At 50.1% G+C, this 18944-nt stretch carries 19 protein-coding genes; all 19 read left to right on the top strand.

Annotated elements, in window-relative coordinates; genetic code table 11:
• Positions 1-158 precede the first annotated feature (158 nt).
• The 19 genes from JUF11_RS11570 (at position 159) to JUF11_RS11485 (ending at position 18943) form a co-directional block, all read left to right on the top strand.
• Positions 159-3251, top strand: a complete 3093-nt coding sequence (locus tag JUF11_RS11570) for a VaFE repeat-containing surface-anchored protein (RefSeq protein ID WP_204119706.1) — start codon at positions 159-161, stop codon at positions 3249-3251.
• Between the two features lie 3 nt (positions 3252-3254).
• On the top strand, positions 3255-4007 hold the full coding sequence (locus JUF11_RS11565; protein WP_125582719.1) for a sortase domain-containing protein: 753 nt from the start codon (positions 3255-3257) through the stop codon (positions 4005-4007).
• A gap of 421 nt (positions 4008-4428) precedes the next feature.
• Positions 4429-4512 (top strand): putative holin-like toxin, encoded by an 84-nt coding sequence (locus tag JUF11_RS13395; protein ID WP_225422853.1) that lies wholly within the window; start codon positions 4429-4431, stop codon positions 4510-4512.
• A gap of 521 nt (positions 4513-5033) precedes the next feature.
• Positions 5034-5264 carry a type II toxin-antitoxin system RelB/DinJ family antitoxin gene (locus JUF11_RS11560; protein WP_204119705.1) on the top strand — a complete coding sequence of 77 codons (231 nt, stop codon included), beginning with the start codon at positions 5034-5036 and terminating at the stop codon, positions 5262-5264.
• Positions 5265-5480: 216 nt separating this feature from the next.
• Entirely contained in the window at positions 5481-5804 is a 324-nt protein-coding gene (locus JUF11_RS11555) for a hypothetical protein (RefSeq protein WP_125582723.1), read from the top strand.
• A complete protein-coding gene (locus JUF11_RS11550) occupies positions 5804-6034 on the top strand; it encodes a hypothetical protein (RefSeq protein ID WP_204119704.1) in 231 nt (76 codons plus the stop codon). Before JUF11_RS11555 ends, JUF11_RS11550 begins: the two co-directional genes overlap by 1 nt.
• 14 nt (positions 6035-6048) lie before the next feature.
• Positions 6049-6252, top strand: a complete 204-nt coding sequence (locus JUF11_RS11545; protein ID WP_204119703.1) for a hypothetical protein — start codon at positions 6049-6051, stop codon at positions 6250-6252.
• The gene (locus tag JUF11_RS11540) at positions 6245-6463 is read left to right on the top strand and encodes a hypothetical protein (RefSeq protein WP_204119702.1); all 219 of its coding nucleotides are present in this window, start codon (positions 6245-6247) and stop codon (positions 6461-6463) included. Before JUF11_RS11545 ends, JUF11_RS11540 begins: the two co-directional genes overlap by 8 nt.
• A gap of 23 nt (positions 6464-6486) precedes the next feature.
• Positions 6487-7746, top strand: a complete 1260-nt coding sequence (locus JUF11_RS11535) for a hypothetical protein (RefSeq protein WP_204119701.1) — start codon at positions 6487-6489, stop codon at positions 7744-7746.
• A gap of 5 nt (positions 7747-7751) precedes the next feature.
• Positions 7752-9254 carry a DUF5011 domain-containing protein gene (locus JUF11_RS11530; RefSeq protein WP_204119700.1) on the top strand — a complete coding sequence of 501 codons (1503 nt, stop codon included), beginning with the start codon at positions 7752-7754 and terminating at the stop codon, positions 9252-9254.
• A 2-nt stretch (positions 9255-9256) separates the two neighbouring features.
• Positions 9257-9757, top strand: a complete 501-nt coding sequence (locus JUF11_RS11525) for a single-stranded DNA-binding protein (RefSeq protein WP_204119699.1) — start codon at positions 9257-9259, stop codon at positions 9755-9757.
• 12 nt (positions 9758-9769) lie between these two features.
• Positions 9770-10024, top strand: a complete 255-nt coding sequence (locus JUF11_RS11520; RefSeq protein ID WP_203664149.1) for a hypothetical protein — start codon at positions 9770-9772, stop codon at positions 10022-10024.
• On the top strand, positions 10024-11112 hold the full coding sequence (locus JUF11_RS11515; protein ID WP_204119698.1) for an ArdC-like ssDNA-binding domain-containing protein: 1089 nt from the start codon (positions 10024-10026) through the stop codon (positions 11110-11112). The genes JUF11_RS11520 and JUF11_RS11515 overlap by 1 nt, the downstream gene beginning before the upstream one ends.
• An 11-nt stretch (positions 11113-11123) precedes the next feature.
• Entirely contained in the window at positions 11124-11720 is a 597-nt protein-coding gene (locus tag JUF11_RS11510; protein WP_204119697.1) for a hypothetical protein, read from the top strand.
• Complete coding sequence (locus tag JUF11_RS11505) at positions 11717-14251, top strand: VirD4-like conjugal transfer protein, CD1115 family (RefSeq protein ID WP_204119696.1); 2535 nt, start codon at positions 11717-11719, stop codon at positions 14249-14251. The genes JUF11_RS11510 and JUF11_RS11505 overlap by 4 nt, the downstream gene beginning before the upstream one ends.
• A complete protein-coding gene (locus tag JUF11_RS11500) occupies positions 14244-16133 on the top strand; it encodes a pLS20_p028 family conjugation system transmembrane protein (RefSeq protein WP_204119695.1) in 1890 nt (629 codons plus the stop codon). The genes JUF11_RS11505 and JUF11_RS11500 overlap by 8 nt, the downstream gene beginning before the upstream one ends.
• Before the next feature lie 6 nt (positions 16134-16139).
• Entirely contained in the window at positions 16140-16469 is a 330-nt protein-coding gene (locus JUF11_RS11495; protein ID WP_125582747.1) for a DUF5592 family protein, read from the top strand.
• Positions 16459-17049, top strand: coding sequence for a hypothetical protein (locus JUF11_RS11490; protein ID WP_225422851.1), 591 nt, complete (start codon positions 16459-16461; stop codon positions 17047-17049). The genes JUF11_RS11495 and JUF11_RS11490 overlap by 11 nt, the downstream gene beginning before the upstream one ends.
• The gene (locus JUF11_RS11485; RefSeq protein WP_204119694.1) at positions 17036-18943 is read left to right on the top strand and encodes a putative type IV secretion/conjugal transfer ATPase; all 1908 of its coding nucleotides are present in this window, start codon (positions 17036-17038) and stop codon (positions 18941-18943) included. The genes JUF11_RS11490 and JUF11_RS11485 overlap by 14 nt, the downstream gene beginning before the upstream one ends.
• The last annotated feature ends 1 nt before the right edge of the window (position 18944 follow it).

Below are 18944 nucleotides of genomic sequence, written 5' to 3'. Positions count from 1 at the left end.
TTTAACAGAAACGAAAAAGTGGTGGACCACGATTCCGTCGAATCATGGTTCACCACTAATGTTAGTCAGTTTTTGTGGGGAGAAAACTATGACATGTATCCGTGCACCATCATTGATTGTAGGTTGTTGGTTAGACTTTCAAGAGAGGAGAACAAAAAATGTTTAAAGAGAAAAGGTGTCCTTGGGGGCACATCATACATTGGCTAGGAATTGGGGCCGGCGGCGTCGCTGGTCTTTTTTTGTCGGGAAAAATTGTTTCCGCTCAGCCGGTCAAGGCTGCGACGATTTACGTTGATCCTAACATGCACATTTCCTATCAATCATCCACGTGGACTCAAAATGGCAAAACAATTAAAGATAACGGCTATTGGGGGACCCGAGTGGGCAATGCTTCCGGGCCGGTGGCCTTCTGTATTCAGCTCGGGACGGCTTTAGGTCAAACAGGAGGAATTAGCGGTTACACACAATATAGCCAGTCCGGGACATTGCAGAAGAAAATATCTGCAATTGCATATTACGGGTATCAAAAGCAAAAGTCTCTGAAGAACCAGATGGCGACCAATTACATGATTTGGGAGGCACTGGGTGGCAAGCCGAAGTCCATGGGCGGAACACTTTCGATGAGTCAGTACAATACGTTCAAAAAGAATGTTAATGCCAAGGTGAACACCTTCATGGGATTTCCATCGTTCACAAACAAGCAAATCACCCTCAGCGTAGGACAAAGCGTAACCTTGACAGATACAACTGGTAGATTCGCGAATTTTGCAAATTCTCCGTACACAAATGGTGCCAAGGTGACGGCTTCAAAGAGCGGCAATAAATTGACTTTAACCGCTAATGCTAAATCAACTGATGGGACTATTTCCTACATTCCCAGTATTGACAAAAACTACGTTGGTACACCGATTTACTTCACACATCCGACCAAGCAAAATGTAATGCGGCCGCTGCTAGACCCAATTTCGGCACGTACTCTGGTTACTGTGAAGGTCATTAAGAACGTTAATATTCGTCTTCAGAAATACGACATTTCCACCGAACCAGGTAAGAATGATCCATTGGCTGGCGTGACCTTCCACTTCACTAAGGATGGTAAGAGCTATGGTGATTTCACCACCGATGCCAAGGGCCAGATTAGCCTCAATAAGAGCGTCTCTGAAATGACTGGTAACTGGACGTATCAAGAGACTAAGACGGTCAATGGTTTCAAGTTGGATTCTACGATCAAAAAGTTCAGCGTTGCCTCAACGGATGCTGGCAAGACCATCAATCTGACTGCCACTAACGAACGGGTTCCGGAAACGATTCATACCACGGCTACCTCAGAAGATGGTACTCACATTCAGGAACCACACAAGCAAGCAATCATCACTGACCGCGTGCAGTACGAAAACGCCGTGATCGGCAAGAAGTACACCGTAACTGGTGTGCTGATGGATAAGAACACGCGTGAAGCGCTGCTTGACGACAATGGTAACAAGGTCACCAAGTCCGTTTCGTTCACGGCCAAGACTACTAGCGGGTACATTGACGTGCCATTCACGTTTGATGCTCACTTGCTGGCAGGGAAGACTGTTGTGGCTTTTGAAACACTGTCACGTGATGGCCGCGAGGTTGCGGTGCACAATGACATCGAAGACGAAGGTCAAACGATTACCTTCACCACGCCTAAGATTGGGACGACTGCTACTGACGTCGACGGCTCTCATGACGTCCTGCCAGATGCTGATCTCACGATCAACGACGTGGTGGCTTACCATGATTTGATTGTTGGCAAGACCTATACCATTAAGGGCCAACTGATTGATAAGGCCACAGGTAAGGTTGTTCTTGACGCTAAGGGCAACCCAATTACTGCTGAAAAGACGTTCGTCGCTGACAAAGCCGACGGGTCGGTTACCATGACTTACACCGTTGATGCTTCTAAGGCAATGGGCAAAGAATTTGTTGTTTTCGAAGATCTCTACCGTGACAACAATCTGATTGTTAGCCACGCTGACATCAACGACGAAGGCCAGACCGTCAAAGTGGTTACCCCAAAGGTTCACACGACGGCTACTTCCGACGAAGGCGACAAGCAGGTGATGCCTGAGGAAAACGTCACCATCAAAGATGCCGTTGCGTACAGCAACCTGGTTGTCGGCAAGCACTACTCCGTAACCGGCTATCTGCACTATACGGATGGCTCTTTTGTCCTTGATGCTAAGGGCAACAAAATCTCTAAAACAGTTTCCTTTACCGCCGAGAAGACCGAGGGTACCATCGACGTGACCTTCACGGTTGATGGCCGCCTGCTGGCGGGCAAGGACGTGGTTGTGTTTGAAAACCTCTACCACAACAACAATCTGATTGCCTTCCACGAAGACGTGAACGATAAGAATCAGACCGTTCACTTCCCGAAGATTGAGTTGCACACTACGGCAACGGATTCTGAAGGGTCCAAGGAAGTTGTTCCAGAAGAAAAGGTAATCGTTAAGGATGCTGTGGCTTACCACAATCTGATTGTTGGCAAGACCTACACCGTCAAGGGCTACCTGCACTACACCGACGGATCGTTCGTTAAGAACGCCGACGGCTCCAAAGTTTCCAAGACCGTGACCTTCAAAGCCGAAAAGGCCGATGGCACGATCGATGTTGAATTTGTCGTTGACGGCCGTGCCTTGGCTGGCAAGGATGTTGTGGTCTTTGAATACCTCTACCACAACAACAAGTTGATTGCTGCTCACGAAGACATTAACGACAAAGGCCAAACCGTTCACTTCCCGAAGATTGAACTGCACACCACGGCGACCTCCGACGGCAAGAAGACGGCCACCGCTGCTAAGAACATGACGATCAACGACGTTGTTGAATTTAATGACCTCGTGATTGGCAAGACCTACACCGTCAAGGGCTACCTGATGGACAAGGCCACTGGCAAGCCGGTTCTGATCAACGGCAAGAAAGTTACTGCTGAAAAGACCTTTAAGGCAACTGCTAAGGACATGAAGGTGACCATGACCTTCACGTTCGATGGCAGCTCCCTTGGCGGCCACGACGTGGTTGCTTTTGAAGACCTCTACCACGATGGCAAGCTGATTGCGAGCCACGCTGACATCAACGACGCGGGCCAAACGGTTCACATCGCGCCAGCACCAAAGCTGACTCAGACTGACGACTCCCTGAATGGCGCTCTGTTGGCCCTGGGCGTTGTTGCTCTGATTGGCGCTGCTGGTGTGGCCTTCTACTTGCTGCGTAAGCGGGCTTAGCCTATGCGACGTAAGCGTTGGCCACTAACTGTTGCATTAATCTTGCTGATCCTTAGCGGCGTGGCGTTGATCGTTTGGCAGCCGGCCCAAGAGGCCAGCAAGGGCCAACGCGCACGGAGTTATGGTCAGCAACTAATCAAGTCACTCAAGAAGGGCAAACAAGCGCCCCATACGCGGGCAAGACGGGCCGATACGGCCGTTTCAATCCCGTCAGTAGGAATTGACCTAGCTATCTACAAAACGGAGGCTGGGCTCACTTACGGGGCACTTGCGGAACTTGCCCGAGTTAAAGCAAACACAAACCCCGGCGACAACAACTATGTCCTTGCAGGTCATAGCTCTTATGTCCCTGGGGTTTTGTTCGCTAATCTTTTCCAACTGACAACCAGCCAGGGCTACGTGCGTAATGCGACCGCGCCCTACCGGCCGTCAGACTATAAAGGCGGCACCGGCACCGGCGGCCTGATCTACGTGTATACGCTAGAAGGCAAGTACACCTATGAAGCCGACCGGGCATATACGGTTGAAGGCAGCGATGCTTCGATCCTTAGTGATCCAGCTGCCGGTGCCGCCAAACAGATTCATTTGTTTACATGTCCGCGAGTTGGGTACAAACATCCAGCGTTTCGATATGTAGTCCAAGGGCACCTAGTCAAGGTGAAGCCTACAAAACTTGGCCTCCAAAAGCACCTTGACACGTCTCTAACGGCTTCTGATCCAACCGCGTATCGCGTGGGCACGTTGACTAGCGATTAAGTACCACCACCGCCACCGGGTTAGCGTCAGCGCCTGCTGATGCACCAGGGTTCGACTCCCTGGGGCGGTCTTAGGCAGGTACCGTAAGGTCTGCCTAGTACTAATCAATTCAGTGTTTGTGTTTTTCATCTGGAATGGATTACAAAGTCCAATTATAGCGGCAATAGTTGTTGTTGTTTGTGCTGGATCAGCGGTTGCCGCTTGGGGCGAATCCTCTGACGCATGATAATTTAATCGGCATTCATGGTCACGCACTAACAAGTAATAGCAAACGGTCAAAAGATTAGAAGTCACTCGCATTGCGCGTAAGAGTTGAGTATGATGGTTAAGACAAGGAAAAGCCGGACGGTGGCTAGCTTCAATCGAGAGATGGGAGTGATGCCTATGGTTCTTTTGGGTTGTTGCTCTGAAAGGAGCACGCATGAGCGTTTTCGAAGCGTTGTCGCTGATGATCGCCTTTGGCGGTTTAATCGTGGCAATCATGAAAAACGACGCAAAAAAATAACCGTCCACGCCTGGCAGCCAGCGACGGTTATGATTCGTTGTAATCTGAACGGCTAGTCACCGGAGCAATCCGGCCTTGCCTTGCCGGTGGCGCTTGGCGTCATCGGCATTTCGTTCGCCCTAAGTATATCACGACCAGAGATTGCTGACAAAGCACCCACTTTCAACTAGCAAATTGCGCTGTGAGTGGTAGTCTGGAGTACGGAATCTTGTTGATTTTGCCACCAGCTGTGTGATCATTGTCATCACGGTAAGCTAAGGTTCGACTCCTTAGGATGACATTGGTAGGTAGCTGCCCCGCTACCTGTCATGCTCCAACGATTTCCTCATTTTATATACGCAAGTGCCCCTACTTCTCCCCCAAGCGAACAAAGTAGGAGCGCGTTACTGCCACCGGCTTACCCCTGCCTGGAGTATGGCCAGGGTTCAACTCCCTGGGGCAGTATAAGCTACTGATAGGCTGATAAAGAATCACCAATAGTATAAAATGTCGTATATGAACAACGAAAGTAGGGTGAGACAGTGAGATTGCAAGATAAGACGGTCAGGGTCTTTGCACGACTTGACCCCAAGACCAAAGCGGAAGCCGAGGAAGCACTGGCAGATATGGGTTTTACCGTGACTAGCGCCATCACAGTCTTTCTGCGTCAAGTTGCACGGGACAAAAAGTTCCCATTTACGCCTGATACCGGCTACCTGGCTGAGATTGGTTTAGACAACAAAGGCAGGAAGAAGAAGCAGCAGAAGAAGTAAGACTACCAAGGCCCTCAATCGAGGGCCTTTGCTGTACCCGGAAAACTAAGGTTCGACTCCTTAGTACAGCTTAGGCAAAGTTCATAGATTTTCTTGGCCCCTTCTGCCCGAAGGGGCTTTTTGCTGTCACCGGTGTTTCAGTTCAGGGTTCGACTCCCTGGGGCAGCGTCGGTCCAATGGACCGCAGTCTTTTGATGGAAAGGAGGTGGAACGCACATGGAGAAAGGAGTGTATGTTGATGAACGTTTTTTGGCGCGTGAGATTGGTACCAGCGGTAAGGACAGAGAGGGGAACGAAATTCTGTTTGTACGCGTGAAGAAGAGTTTCTTCAGCGCGAACCCGGAGGCGGAGAAGCTGATGGTACCAGGTGTTCTGCTCGCGATTGGTCACGTAGTCCCGCAAATTACACGACCGGCTGGATCCTACCAAAAGCTGGGTTACCTGGCGGCACTTGAGGTACACCGCATCAGTAAAGCGCCAGATGGGGACTGGCTGATTGAAGGATACCGGGATACGCACTATCGGAGGGAGTTTGTGTGATGGCAAAGGTTTTGAAGTTAGACTCAAGCACCGCATCGGTTGTTGATTGCGGTGCTAACTGGATCAGAGTAACGATTTATAGCTCAGGCTTCGGGCAACATATCGAAGCGGGTTATCGTGCCGTTTTAAAGACCGGCTGGTGGGCTGATCCTGAACTGATGGAGCTTGGAGAAATCCAAGAAACCCGTCCAGTAAGCCGCCGTAAGGTCGAATTGCTAATCGTGAATTAGAAAGGAGCGGAAGAATGGCAAATCGCGCAGAACAGAACCAAAACAAGCGCCTTGCTAGTGCCATTTTGGCGGCAAAAGGCGTCAAGATGGATGACTGGCTTAATGAAAAGTACCAAGAAATTATCACTGAGAATACAAATCTATTAATCAAGTCTATGGCCGCCCAGACCAAGCAGCCGACTCAGAGTTTAAATCAGGAGGAACGTCACAATGGATAGAATTACTCAAGGATTACAATATGTGGCAACTGCTATCGGCACGATTGCTGGATCATACGCAGTTGTTAAACTCAGCTTGTATGCACTTGCCTTCATGACCAAGAACCGCCAGAAACTGGAGGAAGCCAAGGACGGCATGACCCACACCGCTCTCGGGTTGTTTATTGCTCTTTCAGCTGGAGCCTTTATTTCCTGGGTGAAGACCATTTAATCACGCTAGGGAGGTGAGTAGCGATGTATGTGTTGTTGAAACGCAGCCGCTTTGCCTGGCCTTTCTTTTCTAAGTTCTCCAAAGTGCGCCGTTACTCACTGCACGAGGCGGAGAAAACGATCCGGGAAACGAACCATGCTTGCCTGGATAATCACAAAAAGCTGGTCGTTGAGATCAGCATTCATAATGAGTCGGATGACGAGCTACTTTTTCGTGACGTCATTGAGCTTGGCACCGGTGAAGCCTATCTTGGAAACTTGTTGGCACTTGTTCAGCACACCTTCAGAGAGGTGCTGGATAACGTGTCGTCTGAGGATGCTCAGCGGTTCATCGTTTCACTGCAAAGTGCCCTGGTCGCCGAAGCTGCCCCTGTCCTACTGACCGACAAAGAGTCAACCGAGGCCGCAATGGATGAAGCACCTGGGCAGGATCAAAGTTCCAGCTCCGAACCCAATCCGAGTGCTTCGCATGATGCGCAAGAGCCACCCGATCCACAACCTGAACCTTCTACTGTCCGCCCTCAACCCGCTCCAACGCGCGAGAGTATGCAAAATAGGCGCACAGTAGAGAAAAAACGCCAGCCGACCAGACAAGCGCCAGACCTGGGGGCATTGTTCAGCAAGTACAAACGTGCCCTTATCGTGTTTGGCGCGGCTGTGCTACTTGTTGTTGGGGCGGTTGGTTCGTATCGTTTCTTTTTCTCGCCAAAGGCAGCCCCACAGCCAAGCTATCAAACGCTAGTCCGCAATGAGAAATATCTTCAGGCGGGCCAGGCATATCCAGAGAAACGTGCTGCAATCGAAGCAGTTTTGGTCACTGATGGCACCACCTCAGACCTAGCTAAGTTTCAGAGCAAATATCCAAGCGCTAACGGTAAGTTTGACTTGGCCTATGCAAGAAAGAAATATCAGGCCGTGATTAGTGCCAGTCAAAAGGCAACCATGAGCCGTGTTCGTAAATCGAAATTGGCAGTGGCTTACCTCAAAACAAAGCAGTTTGAACAGGCCGAGATTGTGAACCGGGACCTGAACGACCAGGATCTGCAAAGCCTGATCGCGATTGGCTACATCCAGACCGGCCAGTTTGACCAGGCTAAACGACTCAACGCGGAACTGAAAAACAAGACGATTGATCAGGCGATTCAAACCGGTGAAACCTATCAAAAGGCGGTGGCCCATTTTCAGGCTATCGCAAAGGACACAAGTAAAAGCGCTGCTGAGCGGGCACAAGCCAAAGCCAGTGCAGCATCGTTTCAGCATCAACTAGAAACGTTAGGAGAGTGAAAGTAATGGCACAAGAACCAGAACAACAAGAAAAGAAGTCCAGCCGCAAAATCCTTGCGGCTGTTTTAATCTCTGCTGCTGTACTTGGCGGCGGCGGTTACGGCATTTATTCCGCCGTGACAGGCCCTTCACAGCAGTCAGCCAAGACCACGAAAACGACCACCAAGAAGAAGCACAACTCGGTTAAATCGGTCATTGAAGACGCAGCTAAGGGCGACGCGGCAGATAGCAATGATGGCAGCGTTAAGTCGATTGTACAAAGCGCCTTTCCGACGCTGGCAGCAAGCGATGAAACCGGCGTAGCTGGTGTATTGCTGGATAACGGTGTGCAGAAGCTGGCCGACGCCCTTAACTCTGATCAGACCAAAGGGCTTGTGGCGCTGGCAACGGATGCCACCAAGCCAACACCAGAACCGATTGAGCCAGCAACACCGGAGGTGCTTCCTGGTGGAGACAGCGGTACGTCCGGCAATCAGCCTGGAACACTTCCTGGTGATGGCGGTCAAACCGGCGGTGGCACTGATGGTGGCAATTCAGATTCTGGTGAAACCACACCTGACCAGGCACCATCCATCAGTGCGCCTGCGACGATGACGGTGCACAAGGGGCAGGAGACAGTCAACTTCCGGCTTGGCGTTACGGCTAGCGACTCAGAAGATGGCGATTTGACTAATGCGATTGGCTATACGACCACGCTTGATAAGAACACGCCAGGCACGTATAGCGTTACTTACTCGGTAACAGACAGTGCGGGCCACACCGTCTCGGTCACGCGTGAAATCACAGTGATCAACGATAAGCCTTCTATCGTGTTCCTAAACGATAATCCGGTTGAGGTTGGCACGACCTTTGATGCCTTGAAAGATGTTAGCGCTGATGACTATCAAGACGGCGATTTGACAGGCAAGGTCACCGCTGATGGTAAGGTTGATACGACGACTCCTGGTCAGTATGAACTGACCTACTCTGTAACAGACAGCGACGGGCAGACGGTCACCAAGCAACGCACAGTCACGGTATACGCTGACAAGCCAACCATTGACACTACCGACCAGAACACGAGCGTAGCAATCAACACTAACTTTGATGCCCTTCAGGACGTCAAAGCAACCAGCAAGTATGGCGAAGCTGACCTCAAGGTTGACGGCAGCGTCGATACCAGCAAGCCTGGCGAAAATAAGCTGACCTACACAGCAACAGACAAATTCGGCCAGACAACGACGAAGACCGTGACCATCAACGTTACCGCCGACAAGCCAAGCTTGGATGTTTCTGGCGTGGCTACATCGCTTAAAGTAGGCGATCAGTTCGATGCAATGGCTAGTGTGACGGCAACAAGCCCTTACGGCGAAGCTAAGGTCACGGTAGATGGCAGCGTTGATACTAGTACCCCAGGCGAATACAAACTGACCTACACTGCTACCGACAAGTTTGGCCAGACTACTACCAAAGACGTCACAGTGACGGTTGTTGCGGATGAAAGTGCTGCACCAGCACAGGAGGGATAAGCATGACAAAGATGATGAATGACATGACCGTGATGGGTCGTGTAATGCCGGAAACAAAGACTAATCAAAGCAATGAGCGGACATACGTGAATGGGTTCTTATTGAATGAACGGAGCTATGACACCGGCCGGGGTGAAGTCAACAAGGTACCTTTCACCTTGTCAGGTGAAGCGGCTGATCGGTTCTTGAAAGAGGCCGAGCCTGGTGCCGTGATCGTCGTCAATGGCTACTTCCAAAGCAGTGAGTTCAAGCGCGATGACGGCAGCCAAGCCATCTCCTATCGTTTGCGGGGCTACGACTTCTACCGGGTCTATCAACCTGGCGAGGTTGGTAAGCCGCTGCAACAGGCCATTCAGCCTGAATTTGAGCAGCACCCTGATGCCCCAAAGCAGGAACCGGCACCAGAGCAGCAGCAAGCCCCACAACCACCAGTTCCACCGGTACAGCAAGCGCCTAAACCGCAGTCTAAGCAGCCAGCCCAGTCACCTTATCAAGGCTGGTAAAGGAGGTTCATTATGGATAACGATTTAATCATGTTGGTTTCAGTAGAGGGCCAGAAAGTCGTTGGTGAGGAGGTTGCAACCGGCGACAGGCTGGTCGTTAAAGTCACCCCAGAGCGCGCAGAGGTCTTGAAGGACATCATGACGGAAGCGGGGACGGAAGAAGACACTCAGTACGATGAAGACGGGCCGGAGGGACAAGATGCCGTTGAACCCGAAAGCCCTGCTTATCTAACGCGGGAGGGATTTTTGACGGAGGTGATTAGCTAATGCCTGCAAAAAAGAGTTACACCCGCAAGACGAAAGAGCAGATCCAGGCTGAGGTTAAGAAGGTTGTCGAAGATGCTTTGCCAAAGATCCGTCTACAATCAACGACTCCTGAAGAACGCAAGGCTTTTCTGGACTTCATGGCTACCGGCTACCGGTATTCAACACGCAACATGGCGCTTATTCAATCCCAGTACCAGGGCGCGCACCTGGTAGGGTCTTTTCAATTTTGGAAAGATAAAGGCTTTTCGGTACAAAAAGGTGAACACGCCATCAAAATTCTGGTGCCTCACGAGTTCAAAATCTATCGAGATCCGGCAACTGACAAGTATCTGACCTACGATAAGCTCACCCCAACGTTAAAGGCGCAATTAAAGACTGATCCTAATTCGGTCAAAACACTGAAAAGTCAATACTTTAACCTGGGTAACGTGTTTGACGTTCTTCAAACCAACGCAAAGCCTGAAGATTATCCTCAGCTATACCCGAACAAGCCGTTTGACTTTGATAACCCTGACCCGGAGGGAACTAAAAAAGCTATTTCCTTGATCAAAGGGATTGCCGAAAAAGAGGGCGTGGCTGTGACTAGTCCTGAGACGACTGGTTTTCCTACGTTTCAACTTGGCGCGGCCAAAGGTGCGGCAATCAGCACAGAGGGAAGCCCTAAGGAAATCGTGATGAAGAAAGGCCTGTCTGACACTGATTATGCGGCAACGCTCATTCATGAATTAGCTCACGTCAAGATGCACAATACCAAGCACGCATCCGCATCGAAGTTTTGGAATATGAATGATCCAGAATCAAGCAAGTATAGGGACATTAAGGAGTTTCAGGCGGAGATGACCAGCTATGTTGTTAGCAAGTCCTTGGGCATTGATACCACTGAGGAGTCAATGCCGTATATCGCAGGTTGGACGAAGAACCTTGAAGCAGTAGAGGGTACTGAAGAACAGCAGCAGGCCGCCATTCTAGGCGACGTGCAGCGGGTTTCAAAGAACATGATCGAAACGATACAAGACGGTCTTGCCCCGGAACAGGAGAAAAAAACCACCAAGCGAGCCAGTAAAGAAGCAGAGTTAGCTCGCGGTTAGGAGTTGAGGAAATGAAGGCAGTCAAAACAGTGGTGGCACTATCTAACGAGGCGTTCCAGCAGCGCTTGAATGATAGCGTTCTTAACCTGGAAAGTGCAGGAATGCCCGTTCTTGGCATCCAGGCCAATCAAGGCCTTTGGATCAAACAAGGGACAATCTTCTTTGAGGATAATCTATCTGAGGAACAACGCCAGTTGAGGTATGAAATGACGCACAGCAAGTTGTTGACCTGGTTTAATCTGGTAGTTGATTTGCTGCTGCTCAGTGGCGCTGGCTGGCTATTGCTGAAGTTGTGGAACCGGCCACAGGTTCAAGTAGCCGTTTTGATAGTGGTTGGATTGTTGGCTGCCGGAATTACCTTACTTGAGCTGCTTAACGCGGCGCTGGGTTTCTCAGTGCGAGAATTGGGAGTATTTACCCTGGCTATTGCCTTAGTGTATAAGGCGCTGGCTGGTTATCTATTGACTAATCTCTCACCCGTTTTCGCGCTGCCGCTGGCAATCCTGCTAGTTTCAGTCTTTGCGATTGGAGGAAAACCAGCATTCAGCAAGTTAGAGATTTGGTTGCAGCACGTCGCGGTCGATCGAGGAGGTGACACGACGAAATGAATATTGACTATAAACAATGGAAAAGCCTTTTGTCGCGGCGTGATGTGATTGCCGGAACAGGGGCCTTTCTTTTATTGATTGCCTGGTGTCTTGGATGCCTGGCAAGCCATTTACTGGAATATCTGTTTACTAGCCTTTCAGCAACGATGAGCAGCTTCAATCAAGGGGGCACCGGTGCCAATTTGCCCGGACTTGGATCCGTGTTTGTCTTTGGACATTGGTTTTGGCCCTCTACGACGATGCCGTATTATCTGATTGTTGTTTTGATGCTGGCAATCTGGCTTATTAAAACACCGAAATTGCTGTATCAAATGCGCATCGCTTACCGTGATATTAACCTCGGGTCGATGGGCACAGCAGCCTTTACGCCGCTCAAAGAGTTGGTGCAGCAGAGCGTTGCTGTTCCCTTGGATAATAGTGTGTATGAAGGATATTCTGGTGTGCCTCAAGTTCATATCACGCCGGTGGCAGCAACAGAGCTGGATTTACATGTTACACCGTCACGCGTGCCAGGTAAGAGCCTGGCTTTTGATGCCGTAGCGGCACGCCGTGAAAAACGGCAGCGGAAGCGCCACAATGGCCCCGTACCGGAACATGGTTATGACTTGATTGATACTAACAAGACCAACGCTGCGGTTGTTGCCGGTACACAATCAGGGAAGACACAGACCTTTACCTACCCAGTTCTTGACCTGATCATGCGGGCCAAAGAACAAGACTCGGTGATTGTCACTGACCTGAAGGGTGATATGGTCAAAAACACCAAGACCGAGTTTGAAAAACGTGGCTATGATGTCCGCGTATTCAACTTGGTCACGCCTGAGTATTCTATTGGCTATAACCCCCTATCATTGATCTGGAGCGCTTATGTAAAGGGTGACTACGATGAAGCACAGCTTTTATGCAACACGCTGAGCTATTCGCTTTTCCATAATCCGAACGCCAAAGATCCAATGTGGGAGGAAGCCTCTATTGCGCTCACCAATGCTTTAATCCTGGCAGTATGCCGGGTATGTAAGGTGAAGAACACTCCTGAACGAGTCACCATGTATACCGTTTCAGTTATGTTGAATGAACTTGGATCAAACCCGGATGAGCATGGTGATACAAAGATGGATAAGTTCTTCAGTAGCATGGAAGTCAATGACCCCGCTAAGTTGCAGTACGGCACAATCACATTCTCACAAGGGATTACACGCGCAGGGATCTACACTGGCACGATGGCAAAACTCAAGAATTATACTTTCAGCGCTATCGGCAAGCTCACTGCTACCAATGACCTGAACCTGGTCGATATTGCTAATGGTAAGAAGCCAATCGCTTTGTTTATTGTCTATCCAGACTACGACGACTCCAATTACTCACTCATTTCAACACTGATTAGTCAGATTTCCTACGTTCTATCAAAGACGGCGACACTATCAGCAACCTCAAGCCTTGACCGGCGAGTGAAATTCGTGCTCGAAGAAGTTGCCAACATTCCGACGATTGAAGGACTTAGCCGCTACATGAACGTTGGCTTGCAGCGTGGGTTGATTTATTACCTCGTTTTTCAGTCGATTGCACAGCTCAAAGACAAGTATGGTGATCGCGGCGCTGAGGCACTTCTTTCAGCGTGTGGGAATAAGTACGATATTTTGGCCGACGGTAAAGAAGACGCTGAATACTTCTCGCACCTTTTAGGCAAGAAGACCATCATTGCGCCTAACCGCGCTGGCGATCCACTGAGCTTAGACAAGTCATACAGCGAGTCCGAACAGGCCCGCGATTTGATGACGCCAACTGAGCTAGGCCAGCTCAAGGAAGGCGAGTGGGTACTCATTCGTGGCAAACAGCGGCGTGATTTACACGCACGCGAGATTAGCGCAACGCCTATTTATGCCAATCGCAAGGACAATAGTCAAATGCTTTACCAGTATCAGTATCTGGCAAACTTTGATCATCCGCAGACCTTTGAATCGCTCAATGGCGATAAGCAGGCAACACACGCAAACACTAGTCTGCATGATCTTACTATCTCCCAGGAGGAATTTACAAAGACCGCAAAACAGCCGCTAAATCTTGACGAGCTAAAAAAGAATGAACCAACCCGATTTGAGGCACACACCAGCGACAATGTTGTCTCTAAATACCAGAAGGATGACCAGGGTAATGTGACGGTGACCCAGCAGGAAAGCGAATTTGTTAAAGCGGCAAAGAAAGCTGCGGCCGAGCAGAAGGCCGCTGATGATCCGCTCAGTGCTCAGCACGAGAATGATCAACCGCTAGCGCAAGACTTCACGGATATAATCAGCCGCGACACTACGCCGTTTAGCAAAGCCCTGGGCGTAGCTCAGCAGAACTTGGTTCTACGCACAGTAGAGAAGCTGCTTGATAGTGATGACAAGGCGGCCTTCTACCGTGGGAACACCGTCGGCAATATGCAAGCGTTTCTGATGCAACACCGCGCGGATCAACCGGAGTTGTATAAGGCGCTGCGAAAGATATTTAACCTAGAACAATTTGAAAAGAAGGAGGAAGCAGATGGGTGATCAACAGGTTATTCAAGTGCTACGAGCGTACAGTGACTACCTTCATGTTTCCAACCTGGTAAGTGATGGCCTAAGATACATTGGGAACTTGATTATCCTAGGACTTGATTCACTCACGAACGTAGTCAGTGATAGCTTTCGCAGCATGTACAAGCTCCTAAATTTCTGGGAGTACAGTGGGGTTAAGAGCTTCCTGAGAACCTACAACGCTGCAATCTGGGCACTGGCGACGGTTGCCATTGCCTGGGCGGGGCTAATGTTCATACACAACAAACGAGTGGACTACCAAGAGAAGGGCAATAACTTCCTGGTAGCCCTTCTTTTGTTCTTAGGGACTACGTTCTTCATGACGCAAGCAACCAACATGGTCAACGCTGGGATTTCAAGTAAGTCTGTTGACTCACCAGTGGTGGTTTCGCTGTACAAGAGTTACATCACCGACGTTTACTCATTGGATGCAGCAGGGTGGAAGCATTCGGGCACCAAGGCCACGCTGCCAGGCGTCAATAAACAAAACTCCATCAATGATATGGGCGACGTTAAGCTGCTCAACATCAACGAGAAAGTAGACACGGGACACTGGTATGGTGGCTCCCAAGTTAGTTCTGCTGGTAACAGCATTCTGACACATCAACTTTCCAAGAACAGCAACGGCAAGTGGGAATTGCACAACATGACCGGCATGTTCAAGCTCGACGATCATTACTACCGCTATTCCTGGTCGCCCTGGTATCTGTTCTTCAGTATTGCCTGTGTGTTGGCAGTGACACTCATTACCATCTTCAAAGTCGTCAAAATCGAAATGGAGATTGGCTTTATTGGGCTGCTAACACAAGGCATTGCGTTGACAGATATTGACTCTGGGAAGCGTAACCGACAACTGATAACGAAGCTGCGTGACAGCTTTGTGGTTCTCTTTCTACTGGATGTTTTGATCCAGTTTTACTCCTTGTTCCTGGGCTATCTGAACCATGCAGGACTTACACCAGGAACTAAGATCCTCGCGATGATCGGGGCAGCGCTATTCATCATAGACGGGCCAAACATCATCCAAGCTATCTTTGGCATTGACGCTGGGGTGGCTTCAATGGCGCAGTCTATGACCAACGTTATCCTCGGTGCCCGTGGTATTAGCGCGCTTGGACGTGGCGCGGGTCAAGCAGCCAAAGGCGCAGCAAAGACGGCGGGTCACGTTGCTAAAGGCGGTCTTATCGCTGGAGCTGGCGCTGTTGGTGCTGGTGTGGGGCTTTTATCCAAGCCAAAGCTACCGGCAGAGAAAGCACCAACAGCAGCAGGAAACTCTGCCACTGTTGGAAGCGCTACCAGCGGTGAGGAGCCAGAATTGGCTTCTCAGCCTGGCGGAGGTGAAGACGCGCCTGCAATGCCTGTAAGTTCTGGTGGCACTGCTTCTTCGGCAGCGACGCCAAGTGGAAAACAATTAGGAGCTCTGCCTTTCCATCCACCATTGGCGGCTGGAAAAGGGATTGCGGCTCAGCCTGGATCCACTTCGGCGGCTGCCCTGCACGCCATGAAGGGCGGCACTGGTACTGCTCCCGTGCTACCTGGTAAGAGCGATGGACTCAAAGCACCAAAGGTTACGGCGGCATCCATGCCTGGGGCGGCAGGTGAACAAGCACGCAGCGCGATGGCAGCGCTCCAGCACGATCAGCCACAGGCTAAATTACAACAAACCTTGGGCCAACGTGCCCAGGCTAAACTCATGGCGTCGCCGACTGTACAAACAATGCACCGGGTATATCGACAAGGTGAAAATAGTGGGGCGCTCATGCGTGAGTCTGCCGACCGTATTACCAGCCATCCAGTAGGCCATGTGTTGGACGGCAACCCTAAGATTGGTCCGAACATTAACGGAAAGGAGTAGAGGTGAATGTATCATCAGGTTCAGTTTTCTAAAAAAATCAACATTAAAAACCAGTACAGCAGTCGCCTTTCTATCACGGACTTCTTTGTGATTATCGCGGCTGGTGGGGTGCCCTGGCTGGCATTCTCCCATCTATTTCCGGCCGTGCTGCAACTTCTACCGGCGATTTTGGGTGCTGTCATTGCCTACATTTTAGTTTCGCCATCTGGTATTCCCGAAAAGAAGACATATCAGGTGATTTGGTTAGTGATCAGAAAGCCACGCCGGATTTACCACAGTATCGATAATCCACGGTGGGTGCGGCTGTTTAAGGAGGATGACAGGCATGGCGTTTGATGCGGTATCAGTACGCAAGCAAAAGAGCGAAAAGCAATCTGCGGCGCTTGCGGACAAGAAGACAAAGGTGACTGCTATCTTTCCTGTGACTGGGATCACCGAGAAGGGCTATCTCACTCTGCGGTCTGGCATTGCGGATTACTATGCCGAGGTGTTCAAACCGAAAAAATATGACCTTGATAGGCTGACGCTTGAAGAAGCAGATCAGATTGAGTCTGGCTCCTGGGAGTTTATGCGGCAATATCCAGGGTCGGTCAAAGAAGTATTTCTCAACTTTCCAGAGTCCAACAAAGCTCAGCAGCATTACTTCCGTCACTTGATTGAAACGACTCGTGATCCATTCCGACTTGAGATGCTACAACGGGAACTGCTCAACATGCAGTACCTGGAAAGCCATTATCGTAAGCTCTCAAGTTGGATCTGGGTCTTTGGCGAGTCCGTGTCGGAGCTTGAGCGGCATATCGACGCCGCCATGCAATACAGCAGCATCTACGGGTTTGAACCGACAACCACGGTAGAGAAACAAACCATGCTGCACCTAATGAATAATCCGGGGGTGATTGCTCTTGAAGAAGAATAAGAAACTAGACGACACGTTTGTCTATAACATCCAGCCGCAGGGGGGCATTGATACCCGTAATGAGTATTACACCCGGCTGGGCAATGTTTACCTGGCATGTGTGCATGTCTATGAAATTCCAGATACGTTTACCGATTTTTGGCTGAAGGAAATTACCAGCATCAACGGCGTGACAGTGACCGTTGATTATTTCACCAATCAAAACATTAACTACAAGCGGCGGATTGAAGGCTCGGTTACTGAGCTTGAGGTGCAGCGTAACCACGCTAACACCACGACTGAGCGCGATTTGATTGACCAGGAACTAGACCCGCTGCGCGACCTGAGCATCGCTCTTAATAAGCAAGGTGAGGTAATTAAGCAGGTTCATATCCGCGTTTATGTCTACGCCAGCACCCTTGAAGAATTGAATACTAAGGTGAACCGTGTGATTGGCCGCCTTGACAGCGGCGCCTACCAGGGCGCTGTTTTCTTGGATGAGAACGCTGACGAGTATCAATCCATGTTCTTACCAATCACGGCACAGCGGCAGCTTCGCAGCCACCGCGAGGGCTTACCTTTAAGCGGGCAAGTTATGGGCCTGGGCTTTGCCCACAACCAAACAAGCCTGGCTGACCCTTATGGATCATATTTTGGCTATACACCGACTGGTGGCACTGTGTACTGGGATATGTTCCGCGTCACGCAGCAGCGCACGTATTACAACACGTTCCTGAGCGGCGACCTGGGTTCTGGTAAATCCACGTCGATTAAAAAAATGCTCTGGGAGCGAGCTATTCGTGGCGATATGGTACGTGTGTTTGACCGCTCCGGGGAGTTTGCTGATTTGGTTCACCGTTTCCGGGGCACTGTAATTAACCTGGATGGAAGCCAGGGCATGATTAACATGTTCCAGGTCTATCCAACCGCCGTTGATGAAAAGACGGCTGACGTCGACGTGACGGCTTCCTACCGTGCTCACATTGGGAACCTTTCAATCAAGTATCGGCTGGTTGATAGTGATGCTGACGCCCGGACGGCAAGCGTATTTGGGACGTTGTGTGATCAATACTACAAGTCTAACGGCTACCTGGATAAGGGCGCAGCTCCTATTACCAGCCTTGCCAGCGAAGACTACCCCACGCTGAGCGACATTGTGGCCTACATTGAGGAGCGTCGACGCGAAGAACCAGATGACCAGATGGCGAAGTATTACAACACCATTCTATTGACGCTCCGCCGCTTGGCAACAATGTATGGGCAGCTCTTTGATGGGCATTCCTCCTTACCGCCACTTCAGGATGTTCAGTTGGTGTCCTATCAACTAGATACGATTGATCAGATGGAGGAAGGCATCCAGGATCTAGCCATCTACAACGCGATCATGGACTCATATAACAACTGTATGGCGGTTGGCCGTCGCGAGAAGAAGGCTTACGATCACCGCGAGAAATCACTGGATGATGTGCAACACTGGCTCATCATCGTTGATGAATGCCACACGATTTTGAATACTGACAAGGCATTTGCGGCCGACTTCTTCGTTAAGTTGATGTCTGAAGATCGTAAGATGTTTGGTGCTATCGTTCTGGCGACGCAGCGGCTTGAGCGGATGTTTCCAAATGGGAGTAACGTTTCGGATCGTGATATGGTCAAGGCCGTCAATTCACTCAATCAAATCTATTCGCTGTGTCAATATAAGGTGCTGCTGAAGCACGATATTTCTACCATCCAAACCGCAAAGAACCCTGGCATTTTGCGCCGCTTGTTTGGTGGCATTATGACCGAACAAGACTTCGCAACTATTCCAAACTTTGATAAAGGCGAATGCTATTTGCTCACGGGGCCTAGCAAGTTGCACATGCAGTTCCAAGTTACTGATGATGAATTGAGGGACTTCGCGGGGGGTGCTTGAT

Source organism: Lacticaseibacillus suilingensis (assembly GCF_016861845.1).
Lineage (GTDB): Bacteria > Bacillota > Bacilli > Lactobacillales > Lactobacillaceae > Lacticaseibacillus > Lacticaseibacillus suilingensis.
The sequence above is the reverse complement of the archived record's forward strand: the minus strand, read 5'-3'. Positions and strand labels throughout refer to the sequence as shown.

Excerpts from the sequence above, each read along its gene's own strand:
- JUF11_RS11505 (WP_204119696.1), top strand. The coding sequence starts at position 11,717 with ATGAATATTGACTATAAACAATGGAAAAGCCTTTTGTCGCGGCGTGAT.
- JUF11_RS11530 (WP_204119700.1), top strand. The coding sequence starts at position 7,752 with ATGGCACAAGAACCAGAACAACAAGAAAAGAAGTCCAGCCGCAAAATC.
- JUF11_RS11540 (WP_204119702.1), top strand. The coding sequence starts at position 6,245 with ATGGATAGAATTACTCAAGGATTACAATATGTGGCAACTGCTATCGGC.
- JUF11_RS11555 (WP_125582723.1), top strand. The coding sequence starts at position 5,481 with ATGGAGAAAGGAGTGTATGTTGATGAACGTTTTTTGGCGCGTGAGATT.
- JUF11_RS11510 (WP_204119697.1), top strand. The coding sequence starts at position 11,124 with ATGAAGGCAGTCAAAACAGTGGTGGCACTATCTAACGAGGCGTTCCAG.
- JUF11_RS11490 (WP_225422851.1), top strand. The coding sequence starts at position 16,459 with ATGGCGTTTGATGCGGTATCAGTACGCAAGCAAAAGAGCGAAAAGCAA.
- JUF11_RS11525 (WP_204119699.1), top strand. The coding sequence starts at position 9,257 with ATGACAAAGATGATGAATGACATGACCGTGATGGGTCGTGTAATGCCG.
- JUF11_RS11545 (WP_204119703.1), top strand. The coding sequence starts at position 6,049 with ATGGCAAATCGCGCAGAACAGAACCAAAACAAGCGCCTTGCTAGTGCC.
- JUF11_RS13395 (WP_225422853.1), top strand. The coding sequence starts at position 4,429 with ATGAGCGTTTTCGAAGCGTTGTCGCTGATGATCGCCTTTGGCGGTTTA.
- JUF11_RS11550 (WP_204119704.1), top strand. The coding sequence starts at position 5,804 with ATGGCAAAGGTTTTGAAGTTAGACTCAAGCACCGCATCGGTTGTTGAT.
- JUF11_RS11570 (WP_204119706.1), top strand. The coding sequence starts at position 159 with ATGTTTAAAGAGAAAAGGTGTCCTTGGGGGCACATCATACATTGGCTA.
- JUF11_RS11500 (WP_204119695.1), top strand. The coding sequence starts at position 14,244 with ATGGGTGATCAACAGGTTATTCAAGTGCTACGAGCGTACAGTGACTAC.
- JUF11_RS11520 (WP_203664149.1), top strand. The coding sequence starts at position 9,770 with ATGGATAACGATTTAATCATGTTGGTTTCAGTAGAGGGCCAGAAAGTC.
- JUF11_RS11565 (WP_125582719.1), top strand. The coding sequence starts at position 3,255 with ATGCGACGTAAGCGTTGGCCACTAACTGTTGCATTAATCTTGCTGATC.
- JUF11_RS11535 (WP_204119701.1), top strand. The coding sequence starts at position 6,487 with ATGTATGTGTTGTTGAAACGCAGCCGCTTTGCCTGGCCTTTCTTTTCT.
- JUF11_RS11515 (WP_204119698.1), top strand. The coding sequence starts at position 10,024 with ATGCCTGCAAAAAAGAGTTACACCCGCAAGACGAAAGAGCAGATCCAG.
- JUF11_RS11495 (WP_125582747.1), top strand. The coding sequence starts at position 16,140 with ATGTATCATCAGGTTCAGTTTTCTAAAAAAATCAACATTAAAAACCAG.